At 71.3% G+C, this 17,820-nt stretch carries 17 protein-coding genes; 10 read left to right on the top strand and 7 right to left on the bottom strand.

Annotation, left to right across the window (positions count from 1 at the left end):
• The 5 genes from ACFQ7Q_RS09880 to ACFQ7Q_RS09860 all read right to left on the bottom strand — a co-directional run bounded on the left by ACFQ7Q_RS09880 (position 1) and on the right by ACFQ7Q_RS09860 (position 4,744).
• A complete protein-coding gene (locus ACFQ7Q_RS09880) occupies positions 1-1,785 on the bottom strand; it encodes a glycoside hydrolase family 15 protein (protein WP_383551876.1) in 1,785 nt (594 codons plus the stop codon).
• An 86-nt stretch (positions 1,786-1,871) separates the two neighbouring features.
• Positions 1,872-2,672 carry an SURF1 family protein gene (locus ACFQ7Q_RS09875; RefSeq protein ID WP_383551874.1) on the bottom strand — a complete coding sequence of 267 codons (801 nt, stop codon included), beginning with the start codon at positions 2,670-2,672 and terminating at the stop codon, positions 1,872-1,874.
• Positions 2,673-2,741: 69 nt separating this feature from the next.
• Entirely contained in the window at positions 2,742-2,975 is a 234-nt protein-coding gene (locus ACFQ7Q_RS09870; RefSeq protein WP_383551872.1) for a hypothetical protein, read from the bottom strand.
• 54 nt (positions 2,976-3,029) lie between these two features.
• Positions 3,030-4,004 (bottom strand): DEDDh family exonuclease, encoded by a 975-nt coding sequence (locus tag ACFQ7Q_RS09865; RefSeq protein ID WP_383551870.1) that lies wholly within the window; start codon positions 4,002-4,004, stop codon positions 3,030-3,032.
• 62 nt (positions 4,005-4,066) lie between these two features.
• Complete coding sequence (locus ACFQ7Q_RS09860) at positions 4,067-4,744, bottom strand: TetR/AcrR family transcriptional regulator (protein WP_383551868.1); 678 nt, start codon at positions 4,742-4,744, stop codon at positions 4,067-4,069.
• A 98-nt stretch (positions 4,745-4,842) separates the two neighbouring features.
• Between ACFQ7Q_RS09860 and ACFQ7Q_RS09855 the strand changes: the two genes are divergently transcribed.
• From ACFQ7Q_RS09855 to ACFQ7Q_RS09820, 8 genes are all read left to right on the top strand, one after another.
• Positions 4,843-5,640: an acetoacetate decarboxylase family protein gene (locus tag ACFQ7Q_RS09855; protein ID WP_383551866.1), complete on the top strand. Its 798-nt coding sequence runs from the start codon at positions 4,843-4,845 to the stop codon at positions 5,638-5,640.
• The gene (locus ACFQ7Q_RS09850) at positions 5,640-6,524 is read left to right on the top strand and encodes an SDR family NAD(P)-dependent oxidoreductase (protein ID WP_383551864.1); all 885 of its coding nucleotides are present in this window, start codon (positions 5,640-5,642) and stop codon (positions 6,522-6,524) included. The genes ACFQ7Q_RS09855 and ACFQ7Q_RS09850 overlap by 1 nt, the downstream gene beginning before the upstream one ends.
• 10 nt (positions 6,525-6,534) lie before the next feature.
• Complete coding sequence (locus ACFQ7Q_RS09845; RefSeq protein ID WP_383551862.1) at positions 6,535-7,815, top strand: amidohydrolase family protein; 1,281 nt, start codon at positions 6,535-6,537, stop codon at positions 7,813-7,815.
• Positions 7,815-9,038, top strand: a complete 1,224-nt coding sequence (locus tag ACFQ7Q_RS09840; protein ID WP_383551860.1) for an amidohydrolase family protein — start codon at positions 7,815-7,817, stop codon at positions 9,036-9,038. The genes ACFQ7Q_RS09845 and ACFQ7Q_RS09840 overlap by 1 nt, the downstream gene beginning before the upstream one ends.
• A gap of 24 nt (positions 9,039-9,062) precedes the next feature.
• A complete protein-coding gene (locus ACFQ7Q_RS09835) occupies positions 9,063-9,776 on the top strand; it encodes a VIT family protein (protein WP_383551858.1) in 714 nt (237 codons plus the stop codon).
• 118 nt (positions 9,777-9,894) lie between these two features.
• A complete protein-coding gene (locus ACFQ7Q_RS09830) occupies positions 9,895-10,785 on the top strand; it encodes a sterol desaturase family protein (protein WP_383551856.1) in 891 nt (296 codons plus the stop codon).
• On the top strand, positions 10,782-11,462 hold the full coding sequence (locus tag ACFQ7Q_RS09825; protein ID WP_383551854.1) for a lysoplasmalogenase: 681 nt from the start codon (positions 10,782-10,784) through the stop codon (positions 11,460-11,462). Before ACFQ7Q_RS09830 ends, ACFQ7Q_RS09825 begins: the two co-directional genes overlap by 4 nt.
• Before the next feature lie 18 nt (positions 11,463-11,480).
• Positions 11,481-12,524, top strand: a complete 1,044-nt coding sequence (locus tag ACFQ7Q_RS09820) for a zinc-dependent alcohol dehydrogenase family protein (protein WP_383551852.1) — start codon at positions 11,481-11,483, stop codon at positions 12,522-12,524.
• Between the two features lie 15 nt (positions 12,525-12,539).
• Here the strand turns inward: ACFQ7Q_RS09820 and ACFQ7Q_RS09815 are convergent, their stop codons facing one another.
• On the bottom strand, positions 12,540-13,841 hold the full coding sequence (locus tag ACFQ7Q_RS09815; protein WP_383551850.1) for a CoA transferase: 1,302 nt from the start codon (positions 13,839-13,841) through the stop codon (positions 12,540-12,542).
• Between the two features lie 93 nt (positions 13,842-13,934).
• Positions 13,935-15,476 carry a S8 family serine peptidase gene (locus ACFQ7Q_RS09810; protein WP_383551848.1) on the bottom strand — a complete coding sequence of 514 codons (1,542 nt, stop codon included), beginning with the start codon at positions 15,474-15,476 and terminating at the stop codon, positions 13,935-13,937.
• Between the two features lie 286 nt (positions 15,477-15,762).
• Here ACFQ7Q_RS09810 and ACFQ7Q_RS09805 point away from each other — a divergent pair, with 286 nt between their 5' ends.
• Together ACFQ7Q_RS09805 and ACFQ7Q_RS09800 are read left to right on the top strand one after the other, a co-directional pair.
• Positions 15,763-16,146 carry a DUF485 domain-containing protein gene (locus tag ACFQ7Q_RS09805; RefSeq protein WP_383551846.1) on the top strand — a complete coding sequence of 128 codons (384 nt, stop codon included), beginning with the start codon at positions 15,763-15,765 and terminating at the stop codon, positions 16,144-16,146.
• A complete protein-coding gene (locus ACFQ7Q_RS09800) occupies positions 16,143-17,768 on the top strand; it encodes a cation acetate symporter (protein WP_383551844.1) in 1,626 nt (541 codons plus the stop codon). Before ACFQ7Q_RS09805 ends, ACFQ7Q_RS09800 begins: the two co-directional genes overlap by 4 nt.
• Positions 17,769-17,820 lie beyond the last annotated feature (52 nt).

Genomic DNA, 17,820 nt, shown 5'->3' with positions numbered 1-17,820 from the left:
CTATCCTGCCGCCTCCTCCCAAGGCAGCGCGAGGGCGGTGCCCACCAGGCCGATGTGGCTGAACGCCTGCGGGAAGTTGCCCAGCTGCCGCCGCGCCACCGGGTCGTACTCCTCCGCGAGGAGCCCCACGTCGTTGCGGAGCGCCAGCAGACGCTCGAAGAGCTCCCGTGCCTCGTCCTCCCGTCCGATCATCCGCAGCGCGTCCGCGAGCCAGAAGGAGCAGGCGAGAAACGTTCCCTCGCCGCCGGGCAGGCCGTCGACCGAGACGCCTTTGGTGGTGTAGCGGCGGACGAACCCGCCGTGCGTCAGCTCCTCGCGGACCGCGTCGATCGTCCCCACGACCCGCGGATCGTCCGACGGCAGGAACCCGACCCGCGGGATCAGCAGCGTCGCCGCGTCCAGCTCCCGCGAGCCGTACGCCTGGGTGAACGTGTTGCGCACAGGGTCGTACCCCTTCGCGCACACCTCCGCGTGGATCTCGTCCCGCATCACCCGCCACCGCGCCACGTCCCCGCGCAGGGACGGATCCGCCTCAAACGCACGCACCGCGCGGTCGGCGGCGACCCAGGCCATCACCTTCGAGTGCACGAAGTGGCGGCGCGGCCCGCGCACCTCCCACAGCCCCTCGTCCGGATTCCGCCAGGTCGACTCCAGGAAGCCCAGCAGACTCAACTGCAGGTTCCAGGCGTGCGGCTCGGCGGGGATCCCCGCCGCCCGCGCCATGTCGAGCGAGTCCATGACCTCGCCGTACACATCGAGCTGGAACTGGTCCACCGCCGCGTTCCCGATCCGTACCGGCGCCGATTCCGCGTACCCGCGCAGCCAGGGCACCGACATCTCGGGCAGCCGCCGCTCACCGCCCGGTCCGTACATGATCTGGAGGTCGGCCGGATCGCCCGCCACCGCCCGCAGCAGCCAGTCGCGCCACGCCACCGCCTCGTCGACATAGCCGGCCGCCAGCAGCGCGCCGAGCGTGAGGGTCGAGTCGCGCAGCCAGCAGGAGCGGTAGTCCCAGTTCCGTACGCCGCCCAGCTCCTCCGGGAGCGAGGTGGTGGGGGCGGCCATGATGCCGCCCGTCGGCGCGTAGGTGAGGGCCTTGAGCGTGATCAGCGAGCGCAGCACCGCCTGCCGGTACGGCCCCTCGTACGTACAGCGAGCCGACCAGTCGCGCCAGTCCCGCAGACAGTCCTCGAGCGCGCCGTAGGGGTCGATCAGCTCGGGACGCGGCTCGTGCGAAGGGTGCCAGGTGAGCACGAACGCCACCTTCTCGCCCTCCTCGACCGTGAACGACGACCAGGTGGCGAACTGCTGCCCCCAGGTCTTCACCGGCGGGTCGCTGCGCAGCCAGACCGAGTCGGGCCCCGCCACGGCCACCCGATGGCCCTCGCTGCGCCGGACCCACGGCACGATCGAGCCGTAGTCGAAGCGCAGCCGCAGCGCCGCGGTCATCTCGACGCTGCCGCTGACGCCCTCCACGATCCGCATGACATCGGGCGCCTTGTCGCGCTGTGGCATGAAGTCGACGACCTTCACCGTGCCGGTGCGGGTCTCCCAGTACGTCTCCAGGACGAGGGAGTCGCCCGCGTAGCCCCGGCTGGTGCAGGTGGTGGCGCCCTTGGGGGCGATGCGCCAGTGACCGTTGTCCTCGTCGCCGAGCAGCGCGGCGAAGCAGGCGGCCGAGTCGAAGCGGGGCAGACACAGCCAGTCGATCGACCCGTCGCGGCCGACGAGCGCGGCCGTCTGCAGATCGCCGATGAGGGCGTAGTCGTCGATACTTTGCGTCACGCTTTGGCGTGTTCCCGGAAGAGACGACGGTCAATCAGGGGGGCGGCTGAGCCGAGGCCCTGGCCGGTCGATCGGAGGGTTCGGTCCTAGACGGCGGCCGGAGCGGGCTCCGGGACGTCCGCGCCTCCGTCGGTGTCGGCTGCGGCCTCCCGGTCACGCTTCTCACGACGCACCAGGATCACCCAGCCGACCGGCACGCCGAAGGCGAAGAGCCACCACTGCACGGCGTACGCCATGTGCGCGCCGATCGAGTCGTGGTCGGGCTCCGGGACCAGCTCGGGGGTGTTCCCCGCGGGCTCGGGCGCCGTCTGCTCCAGGTAGCCGCCGAGGACCTCGCGGCCGAGCAGCTCGGCCTGCTGTGCGCTGTTGATCAGCATCACCTGACGGTCCGGCAGCCCGCGCAGGTCCTTGATACCGCTGGCGTCGGTCGTCTCGTCCGCCTTCAGCCGGCCGATGACGGTGATCTCGCCCTTGGGCGCGGGCGGGACCTCGGGGTACGCCTTCTGGTCGGCGGCGGCCGGGACCCAGCCGCGGTTGACCAGGACGACCCGGCCGTCCCTCAGGACCAGCGGGGTGAGCACCATCACGCCCTGGCGGTCGTCGGCGTTGGTGCGGCGCCGGACGACGACCTCGTGCGCGGTGTCGAAGGTGCCGGTGGCGGTGGTCCGGCGCCAGTAGTCGGAGCGCGGGACGGTGTGACCGGGGGAGGTCAGCTCCTCGATGGGGAGCGGCTCCGCCTTCAGGTTCTCCGCGATCAGGCCGTTCTGGGCGACGCGGCGCTCGTGCCGGTGGAACTGCCAGAAGCCCAGCTCGACCATCGTCGGGACGAGGACGAGGGCGATGAGGGTGAGGATCACCCACTGCCGGGACAACAGGAAGCGGTACACCCCATGACCGTACAACTGTGGTCATGGGGTGCACGCACGGGGGTTCCGGTCGCCCTGGGCGGCCGTGGTTCAGACGTGATCGACGATGCCCACCTTTCCCTCCGCACGGGCGCAGTGCCCGCCGCAGAACCAGTTGCCCTCGACCTCGACGCCCTGGCCGATGATCTGCACCTTGCAGTGCTCACAGATGGGCGCCATGCGGTGAATGGCGCAGGAGAAGCAGTCGAAGACGTGCACCGCGCCCTGCGCGTGCACCTCGAAGGACATGCCGTAATCGTTTCCGCAGACCTCACAACGTGCCATGCGCCACAGGGTGCGACGCGCGCCCGGCGAAGCGTGGGCGGCACGCCCGGTGCGTCACCCGTCTGCCGGGGCCACGTCGCGGAGCAACTGGGTGAACGCCGCCTCGTCGACGATCGGCGTACCGAAGGACTTCGCCTTCACCGTCTTGGAGGTCGCGGCGTCCGGGTCGTTGGTGACCAGCAGGCTCGTCAGCCGGGAGACGCTGCCGGCGACATGGAGTCCCGCGTCGAACGCGCGGTCCTCCAGCAGCTCGCGGTCGATGGAGGTGTCGCCCGAGAACGCCACCCGCATTCCCTGCTTGAGCGGTTTGTCCGTTTCGTAACGCCCGGGATTGGGGTGCGGGCACGGCGGCCGCTTCCGTGAGGGGCGCCAGCTGTTCGAGTGGTACGAGGCCTGGTAGCCGATCCGTGGCGCGGCGGGCGTGGACGCCCACTCCGTCAGCGGCCGGCACTCCAGCAGCGGCAGCCGTACGTTCCGCTCGGCGGCCGTGTGCAGACTCGGCCGGAAAGCCTCGGCCAGCACGCGCGCGTCGTCCAGTGCGTTGTGCGCCCGCTGCTGGACCACGCCGAAGTGCGCGGCCAGCGACTCCAGCTTGTGGTTGGGCAGCGGAAGCGACAGCTCCTTGGAGAGGGCGATCGTGCACAGCCGCTGCCGCACCGGCGCGGTGCGCTCGGCCCGCGCGTACTCCCGGGCGATCATCTGCCAGTCGAAGATCGCGTTGTGCGCGACCAGGACCCGGCCGTCCAACCGGGCGGAGAACTCGGCGGCGATCTCGGGGAAGAGCGGCGCGCCCTCCAGCAGGTCGCTGGTCAGCCCGTGGATCCAGACAGGCCCCGGGTCCCGCTCGGGATTGACGAGCGTGTACCAGTGGTCCTCGACATTGCCCTGGGCGTCGAGTCGGTAGACGGCAGCCGACACTATCCGGTCGTCGCGGGCGAGTCCGGTGGTCTCCACGTCGACGACCGCGTACCCCTGTGGGTAGGCGGCCGGCCACGTCGCTGCTGTCGTACGGTCGTCGAGCATGGTCACTGAGAATACGGGCCGTCGCTGACAACGCCGCCCCCGGTGTCCACTCGGGCGCCGGATTCCGGTCACGCCGTTGACGCCTCACCCCGCTCGCCGGGGCCATGATCCGGGGTCCCGTCCTCTCGGGGCCTCAGCAGGCCGTCCACCAAGGCCCGTACGGACGTGGTGAAGAGTCGCTCCGGATCGACCGGGGCCGCCAGGGCGCGGGTGAGGGCGGGGTCGGGCGGGTCGGTCGTCTCCGACTGCCAGAGTTCCACCTCTCCGGGCGACTGGACCGGCGCCCGTTCGCGGTTGCGCTCGACCAGGACATGGCCGACGACCTGGACCTGTACGGCCCGCACCGCCTCCGCCGCCCGAGCCCCGCGCAGTCCCGCCGCGTGCACCTCATGGGCGAGCGCGCGCTGGGCGGGCAGGAACATCCGCTCCGTCAGACCCCGTTCGTGCACCATCGCCACCAGATGCGGACGCTCCCGCAGATCCCGTCGGAGCGTGCGGGCCACCGAGACGATCCGGGCGGCGGGAGTGCGGCCGCGCGGGGTGATCGCGGAGAGATCGGCGACCGTCCGCTCGACCAGCGCGTCCAGCAGGGACTCCCGGTTGCCGACGTGCCAGTAGATCGAGGTGACCGCGGTGGCGAGTTCGGCGGCGAGCCTGCGCATGGTCAGGGCGTCCGGGCCGTGCTGCTTCACCAGAGCGGCGGCGGTCTCCAGCACCTCCTCGCGGGTGAGTGCGGTGCGCGCCATTCGTTTCCCCCAACTCTGTTGCCTGCACGGCTCTTTACCCTTCATCGCCGCCGGTGTAACTGTGTTACAGACCCGACCCGCTGAAGGGTGGTACGTCCATGGCACGAGTACGGTACGGGGCACGCACCGACGCCGAGATCACGGCGGCCCGCACGAAGAGCGCGAAGCTCCCCGACATCTGGTCCACCGGAGTGGTCGCCGTATGGGAGACCGATCCGGACGTGGTGGCGGCCGTTCTGCCGCCCCCGCTGAAACCCACCGAACGTCCCCTCGTACGGGCCAACATCTCCCAGGTCGACCTGCCCGGCTACCCCCTGGGCGCCGGCTCCGTCGCCGTCGCCGCCGCCCACGGCGACCAGGAGGGCTGGTATCCGCTCGTCATGCCGATGACCCTGGAGCGCGCCCTCATCGGAGGCCGTGAGGTCTTCGGCGAACCGAAGAAGCTCGGCGAGGTCGTCGTCGAACGCGACGGGCTCGTCGTCCGCGCCGCGCTCGGGCGACACGGCATCGACTTCGTCGAGGTGCGCGGAGCGGTCTCCGGCCCGCTGCCGCTTCCCGAACCCGCCGAGAAGACCGACTTCTACTTCAAGTTCCTGCCGGGCGTGGACGGCACCGGCTTCGACGCCGACCCCGTCCTCGTCCACTGCGTCCGGGCCGAGAAGGTGCGCAAGCTGGAGCGGATCACCGGGGACGTCGTCCTGCGCGAGTCCATGTACGACCCCGTCGCCGACCTACCCGTCCGCCGGATCGTCGAGATCACCATCGGCGAGAAGACCACCGACCAGAAGGGCCGGGTCGCGGAACGGGTCAGCGCCCAGGCCCTCCTCCCGTACATCCACCAGCGGTACGACGACCCGCAGCAGATCCTCGACGGTCCGCCGGAAGGGAGCGTGTGATGGAGCTGCGTCAGGGGCAGGTCGCCGTCGTCACCGGCGCGGCGAGCGGCATCGGGCTCGCCATGGCGCGCCGCTTCGCCGCCGAGGGGCTCGCCGTCGTCCTCGGCGACGTGGAGGAGACCGCGCTCGCCAAGGCGGCCGGTGAACTGACGGAGGAGGGCGCCCGGATCCTCGCCCGTACCGTCGACGTCAGCGATCCGGGGTCCGTACGGGCCTTCGCGGACGCCGCGTACGACACCTTCGGAGCCGTCCACGTCCTCTGCAACAACGCCGGCGTCGGCTCCGGCGCCGAGGGCCGTATGTGGGAGCACGAGCCCAACGACTGGAAGTGGGCCTTCTCCGTCAACGTCTGGGGCGTCTTCCACGGCATCCAGGCCTTCGTCCCGCGCATGATCGCCGGCGGCGAGCCCGGGCACGTCGTCAACACCTCGTCCGGCGACGGCGGGATCGCTCCGCTGCCCACCGCCTCCGTCTACGCCGTCACCAAGGCGGCCGTCGTCACCATGACCGAGTCGCTCTACGCGCATCTGAGGGCGGAGCACGCGCGCGTGGGGGCGTCCGTGCTCTTCCCCGGCCCGCACATGCTGCGCACGGGCCTGTGGGAGTCGCACCGCAACAGGCCCGAGCGGTACGCCAAGGAGCGGCCGCGCAGGACCCCGTACCGCAGCCTCGACCAGTGGGAGGCGGCGATGAAGGACGCCGGGCACGAGGTCGCCTTCACCCCCGTCGAGGAGGTCGCCGAGCACGTCGTCGACGGCATCCGCGCCGACCGGTTCTGGATGCTCCCGGCGAGCGAGCACAGCGACCGGCAGATACGGGCGCGCTCGCAGTCGATGCTCGACCGCGCCAACCCGTCGTACCTGGAGAGCTTCATCCTCGACTGAGGGGTGCCCCATGAGTCATGAAGACCCGTACTTGATCATCTCCTCCGACTGCCACGCCGGTCTGCCCACCGAGCGCTACCGGCCCTATCTGGACGCCCGCTTCCACCGCGCCTTCGACGAGTTCCTCGCCGGGCGCGACGCCCGCCGCGAGGCCATGACCCGGCTCGGGGTGCGCAACGAGGCGTTCGCGAACAAGTGGTTCAGCGACAACGAGGAAGGGCTGCGGGGCGGCTGGGACGCAGCCCAGCGGCTCAAGGAGCTCGACGGGGACGGCGTGGCGGCCGAGGTCGTCTTCCCCGACGCGGACGCCGTCGACAGCCAGACCGCCGCACCCTTCGGGGTCGGCCTCGGGCTCTCCGGCGACCAGGATCCGGAGCTCGGCATGGCGGGCGCGCAGGCGCACAACCGCTGGCTGGCCGAGTTCGTCGGACAGAACCCCGAGCGGCACTGCGGAGTGGCGCTGCTGCCGATCACGGCCGAGCCGTCGAAGGTCGTCGCCGAGATCCACCGGGCCAAGGAGTCGGGGCTCGGGGCGCTGATGATCCCCTCCATGTGGGTGGACAAGGAGCCGTACCACGACCGGCGCTACGACCCGATCTGGGCGGCGGCCGCCGAGACGGGGATGCCGCTGGTCACCCACTCCGGCGCCGCGCCGCGCGAGGAGTACGGCGACCACCTCGGCATCTACGTCAGCGAGGTGACCTGGTGGCCGGCCAGGCCGCTGTGGTTCCTGCTCTGGTCCGGCGTCTTCGAGCGGCACCCCGGGCTGAGGTTCGGCGTCGCCGAGTCGGGCTGCTGGTGGCTGCCGAACCTGCTGTGGTTCATGGACCGGCTCTATCTCGGCGCGCACGGCGGCAAGAAGCTGTCCCCGTTCGCGGAGCTGAAGCGGCCGCCGAGCGAGTACCTGGACCGCCAGGTCTTCGTCTGCGCCACCAACACCAAGCGGCGCGAGCTGGCGCAGCGGTACGAGATCGGCGTGGACAACATCCTGTGGGGCTCCGACTTCCCGCACCCGGAGGGGACCTGGCCCAACACGCGCGCGTGGCTGCGGAACACGTTCCACGACATCCCGGTGGCGGAGACGCGCCGGATGCTGGGCCTCGCGGCCGCCGAGGTCTTCGGATTCGATGTCCGGAAGCTGGATCCCATCGCCCGCCGCATCGGCCCGACCCCCGCCGACCTCGGCCAGTCGCCCGACCAGACCGCGGTGGAGGCGTCCTGGGCGCGCTCCCGCGAGGTCGGCCGCCACTGGCTGACGGACCACGACTTCCCCGCCCTGGGGGTGAGCTGATGGAGCGCTACACCGTCATCTCGGCGGACTGTCACGCCGGAGCCGACCTGCTCGACTACAAGCAGTACCTGGAGAAGAAGCACCACGACGACTTCGACTCCTGGGCCGCCGGCTACGTCAACCCGTACGAGGACCTGCTCGCCGACACCGCCGACCGCAACTGGAACTCGGGGCGGCGGCTGCGCGAGCTGGAGGCGGACGGCATCGTCGCGGAGGTCGTCTTCCCCAACACCATCCCGCCCTTCTTCCCCTCCGCCTCCCTGATGGCCCCGGCCCCGAGCCGCGAGGAGTTCGAGCAGCGCTGGGCCGGGCTGCGCGCACACAACCGCTGGCTGGTCGAGTTCTGCGCGGATGCGCCCGGCCGCCGGGCGGGCGTGGCGCAGATCCTCCTCAACGACGTCGACGAGGCGGTACGGGAGATCCGCCGCACCAAGGAGGCGGGCCTCACCGGCGGGATCCTCCTGCCCGGCGCCCCGCCCGGCAGCGGGATACCCGAGCTGTACTCGCAGACGTACGACCCGATCTGGGCGGTCTGCGCGGAGCTGGACGTCCCCGTCAATCACCACGGCGGCTCCGCCTCGCCCCCGCTCGGCGACGAACCGGCAGCCCGGGCCGTGTTCATGGTGGAGACGACCTGGTTCTCGCACCGGGCGCTGTGGCACCTCGTCTTCGGCGGCGCCTTCCGCCGCCACCCCGAGCTGAAGCTCGTCCTGACCGAACAGGGCTCGGGCTGGATCCCCGGGGTCATGGACATGCTGGACTACTACCACGCGCGCCTGGTCGCGGCGGCCTCGCGGGCCGCCACCGCCGAGTCCAAGTTCGGAGCGGGCCTCGCGGAGTCCATGGGCAAGGGCCCCAGCGAGGTCTGGCGGGACAACTGCTTCGTCGGCGCGAGCTTCATGCGACCGCACGAGGTACCGCTGCGCGACCGGATCGGCCTCGACAAGATCATGTGGGGCAGCGACTACCCGCACGACGAGGGCACCACCCCCTACTCCCGCGAAGGTCTCCGCATCGCCTACGCGGGGCTGCCGAGGGAAGAGGTCGCGGCGATGGTCGGCGGCAACGCGGCCCGGGTCTACGGCTTCGACCTGCCGCTCCTGGACTCCCTCGCGGCCGTGCACGGCCCGACCGTCGAGGAGATCGCCGAGCCCCTGAAGGAGGTCCCCGCGGACGCCACGAGCCCCGCCTTCGCCCCGGGCGGGTCGGTCCGTGTCTGGTGACGGACCGGGTGAGAACCTCCCGAGGTGACTGAAGCACCCACCCACGACGAAGCCCACGGCGGCGGTCTCGGCACCCGACTCAACTGGCTCCGGGCCGCCGTGCTCGGAGCCAACGACGGTGTCGTCTCCACCGCGGGCCTCGTCGTCGGCGTCGCCGGAGCGACCGACTCCCGGGCCGCGCTCCTGACCGCCGGCCTGGCCGGACTGCTCGCCGGTTCGATGTCGATGGCGGCGGGGGAGTACGTCTCGGTCTCCACCCAGCGCGACTCGGAGAAGGCGGCCCTCGCCCAGGAGCGGCGCGAACTGCGCGAACAGCCCGAGGCCGAACTCGCCGAGCTGACGGACCTGCTGTCGGCCCGCGGCCTCTCCCCGGAGGTCGCCCGCGAGGCCGCGGAGCAGCTCACCGAACGCGACGCCCTGCGCGCCCACGCGCGCGTGGAGCTCGGCATCGATCCCGACCAGCTCACCAACCCCTGGCACGCGGCCGCCGCCAGCTTCCTCGCCTTCACGATCGGCGCCCTGCTCCCGCTCCTCGCGATCGTCCTCCCGCCCGCCTCGATCCGCCTCTGGGTCACGGTCCTCTCCGTCCTCGCCGCCCTCGCCCTCACCGGCTGGTGGAGCGCCCGCCTCGGCGCGGCCCCACCGCCCCGAGCGGTCCTGCGCAACATGGCCGGCGGCGCACTGGCGATGGGGGTGACGTACGGGGCGGGATCGCTGCTGGGGGCTGCCGGGGTCTGACGAGGCCCCGTGACGGGCGGCTTGTGAGAAGGTGCCAAAGCTTGCTGACAAGTCGTCTCGCATACTTGTTGGTAACGGCGTCTAGTCGCGGCCCGACCGCGCCTCTACCGTCATCGGCATGCCGAACCTGCCCGATGTCGTGCTCTGGTCCATACCGGCGTTCGTCCTGCTGACCGTCGTGGAGATGGTCAGCTACCGGCTCCATCCCGACGACGACGCCGCCGGGTACGAGGCCAAGGACGCCGCCACCAGCATCGGCATGGGGCTCGGGAGCCTCTTCTTCGACCTCGTGTGGAAGATCCCGATCGTCGCGATCTACACCGCGGTGTACGAGCTCACCCCGCTCCGCGTCCCCGTCCTGTGGTGGACGATCCCGCTGATGCTGCTCGCCCAGGACTTCTTCTACTACTGGTCGCACCGCGGTCACCACGTCATCCGGATCCTGTGGGCCTCCCACGTCGTGCACCACAGCAGCCGCAGGTTCAATCTCTCCACCGCGCTGCGCCAGCCCTGGACCGGCGCCACCTCGTGGCCGTTCTACCTGCCGATGATCGCGCTCGGCGTCCACCCGGCCGCCCTCGCCTTCTGCTCCTCGGCCAGCCTCGTCTACCAGTTCTGGATCCACACCGAGCGCATCGACAGGCTGCCCAGGCCGTTCGAGTACCTCCTCAACACGCCCTCGCACCACCGCGTCCACCACGCCTCGCAGGGCGGCTACCTGGACCGGAACTTCGGCGGCATCCTCATCGTCTGGGACCGGATGTTCGGCTCCTGGGTGGGGGAGACCGACAAGCCCGTCTTCGGGCTCACCAAGAACATCGAGACCTACAACCCGCTGCGCGTCGCCACCCACGAGTACGCCGCCATCGCCCGTGACCTACGGGCCGCGACCAGCTGGCGCGAGCGCGCCGGGCGGGTCCTCCGGGGGCCGGGGTGGCAGCCGGGTGCCACGCCCGGACCCGTCGCGGGCAATGCCGCGGGCCCCGCCGCCGCGGAGCCCGTCGCGTGAGCGCCCGTACCGCCGGAGCCGCGGCCGCGCCCCGGCCCGCCGTGGCGAGCGCGCTCTCCCGCGCGCTCCTCGTCGCCCTCGCACTCGCCGTCGCCGTCGACCTGGTCTCCCTCCTCGCCGGCGCCGAGCTCGGGCACCGGATCGCCAAGCCGCTGCTGATGCCGCTGCTCGCCGCGTACGCCGCCACCCGGGGCGCCCCGAAGCTCCTGCTCGCCGCGCTGCTCCTCGGCTGGGGCGGGGACGTCCTCCTGCTCTCCGACGCCGACTGGGCCTTCCTCGCCGGCATGGGCTCCTTCGCCGCCGGCCACGGCTGCTACCTCGCGCTCTTCGCACGACGACGTACGTCCGTCCCCCTCGGGATCGCGTACACCGTCGTCCTCGTCGGCACCGTCGTGCTCCTGTGGCCCGACCTCCCCGCCGAGCTGCGGATCCCCGTCGCCGGCTACTCGCTCCTGCTCACCGCCATGGCCTACAGGTCGAGCGCCCTGGGGCTCACCGCGGGCGCGGGCGGGGCGCTGTTCCTGCTGTCCGACACGCTCATCGCGACCGGGATCGCCGCATGGCCCCGGCTGCCCGCCCCCGACTTCTGGGTCATGGCCACCTACATCGCCGCGCAGTGCCTGCTGACCGCGGGAGCGCTGAAGGCGGAGTACGGTGAACGTCGTACTAACGACTGACAGCAAGGACCGTCCGCCATGCGCGCCACCACCATCCATGCCCCGTTCGAGATGCGCGTGGAGGACGTGCCCGACCCGGTGATCCAGGACACGACGGACGTCGTCGTGCGGGTCCTGCGCGCCTGCATCTGCGGCAGCGACCTCTGGGCCTACCGCGGCGAGTCCGACCGGCAGCCCGGTCAGCGCATCGGCCACGAGTTCCTGGGCATCGTCGAGGCGGCGGGCCCTGACGTCTCCGGCTTCTCGGCCGGCGACCTCGTCGTCGCCCCCTTCGTCTGGTCCGACGGCACCTGCGAGTACTGCGCCGAGGGCCTGCAGACCTCCTGCCCGAACGGCGGCTTCTGGGGCACCGTCGGCTCCGACGGCGGCCAGGGCGAGGCCGTGCGCGTCCCCTTCGCCGACGGCACCCTCGTCAAGCTGCCCGCCGAGGCCGCCTCCGACGACCACCTGCTGACCGCGCTCCTCGCCCTCTCCGACGTCATGGGCACCGGCCACCACGCCGCCCTCGGCGCCGGTGTCCGCAAGGGCTCGACCGTCGCCGTCGTCGGTGACGGCGCCGTCGGCCTGTGCGGAGTCCTCGCCGCCAAGCGTCTCGGCGCGGAGCGGATCATCGCCCTCGGCCGCCACACCGCCCGTACCGACATCGCCCGGACCTTCGGCGCCACCGACGTCGTCGCCGAACGCGGCGAGGCCGCCGAGGCCGCCGTCCGCGAACTCACCGGTGGCCAGGGCGCCCACGCCGTCATCGAGGCGGTCGGCACCGAGCAGTCGATGCGCACCGCCGTCGCGATCGCCCGCGACGGCGGCTCCATCGGCTACGTCGGCGTCCCGCACGGCAGCGGCACGGGGCTCGACCTCTCCGTCATGTTCGACCGGAACATCGCGCTCCGTGGCGGTGTGGCGCCGGTCCGCGCGTACATCCCCGAACTGCTCCCCGACATCCTCGACGGCACCATCGACCCGGCCCCGGTCTTCGACCTGACGGTCGGCCTCGACGGCGTCCCGGGCGGCTACAAGGCGATGGACGAGCGCACCGCGCTGAAGGTCCTCGTCAAGCCGTAGCCGTCACGGGGGCGCTCAGGCACCGAGCCACGAGGGATCGTCCCCGCCCTGCAGGCCCGGCGGACGCGACCAGCCCGCCGGGCCTCCCTCGTACGAGACGGGCGACAGCGCATGCCGCAGCCGGCCCAGCGGGCCGTCCGTCTCCGTGAGGTACCGCTCCGGCTCGTAGCGGGGGAGCGTGTGCGTCAGCCAGTGCCCCGTCTGCGCCAGCGCCATGCGGACGAGACGGGTGCCGCCGTCCCTGTCCTGCTCGGTCAGGGACCGCAGCACGGCCGCCGCGAGCAGATACCCGGAACCGTGGTCGAGCGCCTGCGCCGGCAGGACGCCCGGCTTCTCCTCCGAACCCTCGGCCACCGCGATCCCGGTCGCCGCCTGTACCAGGCTGTCGAAGCCGCGCCGCTCGCCCCAGGGGCCGTAGTCGCCCCACGCCGAGAGCCGCGCGACCACCAGACCGGGCCTGCGGAGCTCGAAGCGGTCCAGGGCGCCGGGGCGGTAGCCGGTGACCAGGACGTCGGCGGAGTCCAGGAGCTCGTCGAAGGTGCGCCGGTCCGAGGGCCGTTCCAGGTCGAGCGCGGCCGTCCGCTTGCCGACGTCCGTCTCCGCGTGCTGGTCGGGCAGCTCGGGGTTCCGCGGCGGGTCGATCCGCAGCACGTCCGCGCCGAGCAGCGCGAGCGTCCGGGTCGCGACAGGTCCCGCGATGACCCGGGTGAGGTCGAGCACCCGGAGGGGGCCCGAACGCCGCCGCGGGGGCGCCTCGTCCAGCCGCTCCCGCGTCAACAGGGGCCGTGCGGCGACCTCCCGGCCCTGCTCGGACGCCGCCCACCGCTCCGGCGTCCGTACGGCGATCGCCAGGCCCCCGGCCGCGTACACGGCCGCCTCCACCTCCTCGGCGCCACGCTGCCCGATCGCCGCCCCGACGGCCTCCGGCGACTCCTCCCGTACCTCCAGGGCGCGCACCAGCGCCGCCCGGTGGTGCGGATAGTTGGCGTGCGTACGGATCCATCCGTCGGCGGCCCGGAAGAAGCCGGACAGCGGCGCGAAGTTCACCGGCGCCCGTCCGTCCACGCGGAGATGACGCTCGCTCACGAACGCCGTGGCGACGGCCCCCTCGTCGACCCGGACCGTGCCGGGCGCCCCGGAACGCTCCACCGCGGCCAGACCCGCGACCGCGACCGTCGCCCGGGCCAGGTCCATCACCGGCAGCCGCGCGGGCAGCAGCCCCGACGTGCCGACGAACGACACCCGGTCGACCAGGGCGGGATCGCCGCCCAGGACCGACCACAACAACTCCGTACCCCTGCGCACTGTGTTGTCCATGCACGCATGATGGCACTCAGTGCCACGCGAAGGGGCCCTGGTGTGGCGCACCACACCAGGGCCCCTCCTCATGCTTGCCTGCCGGCTATGTGACTACCGGCGGCGGACCGCGTCGAGCGCGTCCACGAGACCGGCTCCGTAGAAGCCGTTCTTGTTCTTGCCGCCCTCGCACACGGCGTCGACGACGCCGTCACCCTCGATGTCGTACGGGTTGGTGCAGGCGCGGTCGTCGGCCTGCGCGTACAGCATGGCCTTCAGCGCGGCCGGGCTGGCCTTCGGGTGCGTCGACTTCAGCAGCGCGAGCACACCGGCGGCGTGCGGCGAGGCCATCGACGTACCGGCCTTGTAGTTGAAGCCGCCGTTGACCGTGGTGGACAGGATCCGGCCGTTGACGGCCGGGGCGTCCGGGGTCTGGTACTCGGTGCGGTCGCCGCCGGGCGCCGCGATGTCGACGATCCCGAGACCGTAGTTGGAGTACGAGGCCTTCAGGTCCTTGGCACCCGTGGCGGAGACCGTGACGACGCCCGGGAGCATCGACGGGTAGTCCAGGCACTCCTTCGGGTCGATGACCCGGCTCACCGGCGTGGTGTCGTTGGGGCTGGAGGTGTCCGTGATGGCGTCCGAGGCCAGGTCCATCTTGGAGTTGCCGGCCGCGGCCACATTGACCGTGCCCTTGCCCTCCGCGTAACGGGTGGCGCGCGTGACGGCCTCGATCAGCGCCTTCTGGTCGGCGTCGTTCTTGCACGCGAACAGCCACGGGTCGGTGTAGTAGCTGTTGTTGGTGATGTCGACGCCGTGCTCGGCCGCCCACACGAAGCCGCAGACGACGGCCTCGGTGTAGAAGAAGCCGTCGGGGGTGGACACCTTGATGCCCGAGACCTTCACACCCGGCGCGACACCGGTGATGCCCGTGCCGTTCTTGGCGGCGGCGATGGTGCCGGCGACGTGCGTGCCGTGGTCGCTCTCGCCCGGGTTCGGACGCCACGAGCCGGGCGTGATGTCCGGCTTGCCGGTCACGCAGTTCGCGGACGCCTTGGCGTCGAAGTTCGGCGCCAGGTCCGGGTGGGTGTCGTCGACACCCGTGTCGATGACGCCGACCGTGACGTTTCTGCTGCCGAGCGTCCTCTGGTGGGCCTTGTCCGCCTTGATGGCGGGCAGGTCCCACTGCAGCGGCTCGAGCGCGTCCTGGTCGTCCGTGGCACTGGCCGCGGCGGACGTGGCCTCGGACGCGGTGAGCGCCTGGCCGCCCTCGCCGACGGAGGTGTCGGTCTGGACGGAGAGCGGGGCGGTGCGCGTCGAACCGGCCGACACCACACCGCGGGCCTTGCGGATCGTCTTCGCGAACTCGGGGTTCTGCGAGTGGACGACTATGACGCCGATCTGGTCATAGGAGATGACCACCGTGCCACCGGCCGCGGCTATCGCCTTCTTCACCGACGCGGCCGTCCCGCGGCCCCCGTCGGTGTTCACGACGTACGACAGCTTGGGACCGTCCGTCGAGACGGCGGTCGTCGCCGGGGCGTCACTCACCACCGCGGCGGATGCGCCGGTCGGAAGGAAGCCGAGCGAGGCCGTGAGCGCGAGACCTGCGGGCAGAGCGAGTACTCGGCCGCGTCTCGATCCCAGATGAGCCATGGGTTCTCCACATCATCCGTATGTACTGCCCGCGCGCGGATTGCGGACGGGCAGGTGCATGACGAGTGAAGTTATCGCTGATCTTCCCGGCCCATCAATGAGTTGAGACGACTTCATGCAGATCCGGAGGAATATCCAGGAAGAAAGAAGTTTCGCGGTGAACCGCGTCGCCCCGCTCTCCGTGCCGTTGTGCAGGGGAGGCGCTCCGTCGGGAGCGCCGTTCCCCACACCCCCCAGCGAGGCCCCTTTGTCCATGCCCACCGCACCGATGTCGCGAGGAGAATCCGTGGCTACCGAAGCCCCGCCGCCGCCCCCAGGCGGCCCGGACGCCCACACCGGCCCTGCCCAGCCCCCGACAGCGGCCTTCGTCGAGGTGCAGGAGAGTGCGGAATTCGGCGAACTGCGCCGCACCTACCGCTCCTTCGCGTTCCCCCTGACGGTCGCCTTCATCGCCTGGTACCTGCTGTACGTGCTGCTCTCCAACTACGCGGGCGGCTTCATGGGGACCAAGCTCTTCGGCAACATCAACGTGGCGCTCGTCCTCGGCCTCGGCCAGTTCGCCACCACGTTCCTCATCGCCTGGCTCTACTCGCGGCACGCGGCGAACCGCCTCGACCCCAAGGCAGAGGCCATCAAGTCCCGTATGGAGCACCCGGAGGCCGACGCGTGAGCAGCACACTTCTCCTCGCGGCGGAAAGCGCCACCAGCGAGCACCGGACGCTGATCATCACCCTCTTCGGCGCCTTCGTCGTCGCCACGCTCTTCATCACCGTCTGGGCCGGCCGCCAGACCAAGAGCGCCGCCGACTTCTACGCCGGCGGCCGCCAGTTCACCGGCTTCCAGAACGGTCTCGCGATCTCCGGCGACTACATGTCCGCCGCGTCCTTCCTCGGCATCGCCGGCGCCATCGCGCTCTACGGCTACGACGGCTTCCTGTACTCGATCGGCTTCCTCGTCGCCTGGCTGGTCGCCCTGCTCCTGGTCGCCGAACCGCTGCGCAACTCCGGCCGGTTCACCATGGGCGACGTCCTCGCCTACCGGATGCGCCAGCGCCCCGTCCGTACCGCCGCCGGCACCTCCACCATCGTCGTCTCGATCTTCTACCTGCTCGCCCAGATGGCCGGCGCGGGCGTGCTCGTCTCGCTGCTGCTCGGCATCACCAGCGACGGCGGCAAGGTCGCCATCGTCGCCCTGGTCGGCGTGCTGATGATCGTGTACGTCACCATCGGCGGCATGAAGGGCACCACCTGGGTGCAGATGGTGAAGGCCGTCCTGCTCATCGCGGGCACGCTCCTGATCACCTTCCTCATCCTGTGGAAGTTCGACTTCAACCTCTCTGACCTGCTGGGCGCGGCCGCCACCAACAGCGGCAAGGGCTCGGCCTTCCTCGAGCCGGGGCTCAAGTACGGGGTCTCCGGCATCTCGAAGCTGGACTTCATCTCGCTCGGCATCGCGCTCGTCCTCGGCACCGCCGGCCTGCCGCACATCCTGATCCGCTTCTACACGGTGCCGACCGCCAAGGCCGCCCGTAAGTCCGTCAACTGGGCCATCGGCATCATCGGCGCCTTCTACCTGATGACGATCGTCCTCGGCTTCGGTGCCGCCGCCCTGCTGAAGAACAGCGACATCATCGCCTCCAACAAGGCCGGCAACACGGCCGCGCCGCTGGCGGCGCTGGAGATCGGCGGCGGCGCCGGCTCCACCGGCGGAGCGATCCTGCTCGCGGTCATCTCCGCCGTCGCCTTCGCCACCATCCTCGCGGTCGTCGCCGGACTGACCCTGGCCTCGTCGTCCTCCTTCGCGCACGACATCTACGCCAACGTCATCCGGCGCGGAAAGGCCACCGAGCAGGAGGAGGTCCGCGCGGCCCGCTGGGCGACCGTCCTCATCGGCATCGTCTCGATCGCGCTCGGCGCGCTCGCCCGCGACCTGAACGTCGCCGGCCTGGTCGCCCTCGCCTTCGCGGTCGCCGCCTCCGCCAACCTGCCGACGATCCTCTACAGCCTGTTCTGGAAGCGGTTCACGACCCAGGGCGCGCTCTGGTCGATCTACGGCGGCCTGATCTCCTCGGTCGTCCTGGTGCTGTTCTCGCCGGTCGTCTCCGGAAAGCCGACCTCGATGTTCAAGAGCGTGGACTTCTACTGGTTCCCGCTGGAGAACCCGGGCCTCGTCTCCATCCCGCTGGGCTTCCTGCTCGGCTGGCTCGGCTCCCTCCTCTCCAAGGAGGAGCCGGACAAGGGCAAGTACGCGGAGCTGGAGGTCAAGTCCCTCACCGGTGTCGGAGCGCATTGATCCGCGTACGGTGAGCGACCACGGAGCGGCCGCGTCGTAGGGTCCTACGACG

Origin of the sequence: Streptomyces sp. NPDC056527 (genome assembly GCF_042794475.1) — a bacterium.
In the GTDB taxonomy this organism is placed as follows: Bacteria; Actinomycetota; Actinomycetes; order Streptomycetales; family Streptomycetaceae; genus Streptomyces.
This window is presented reverse-complemented; position numbering and strand designations above follow the sequence as displayed.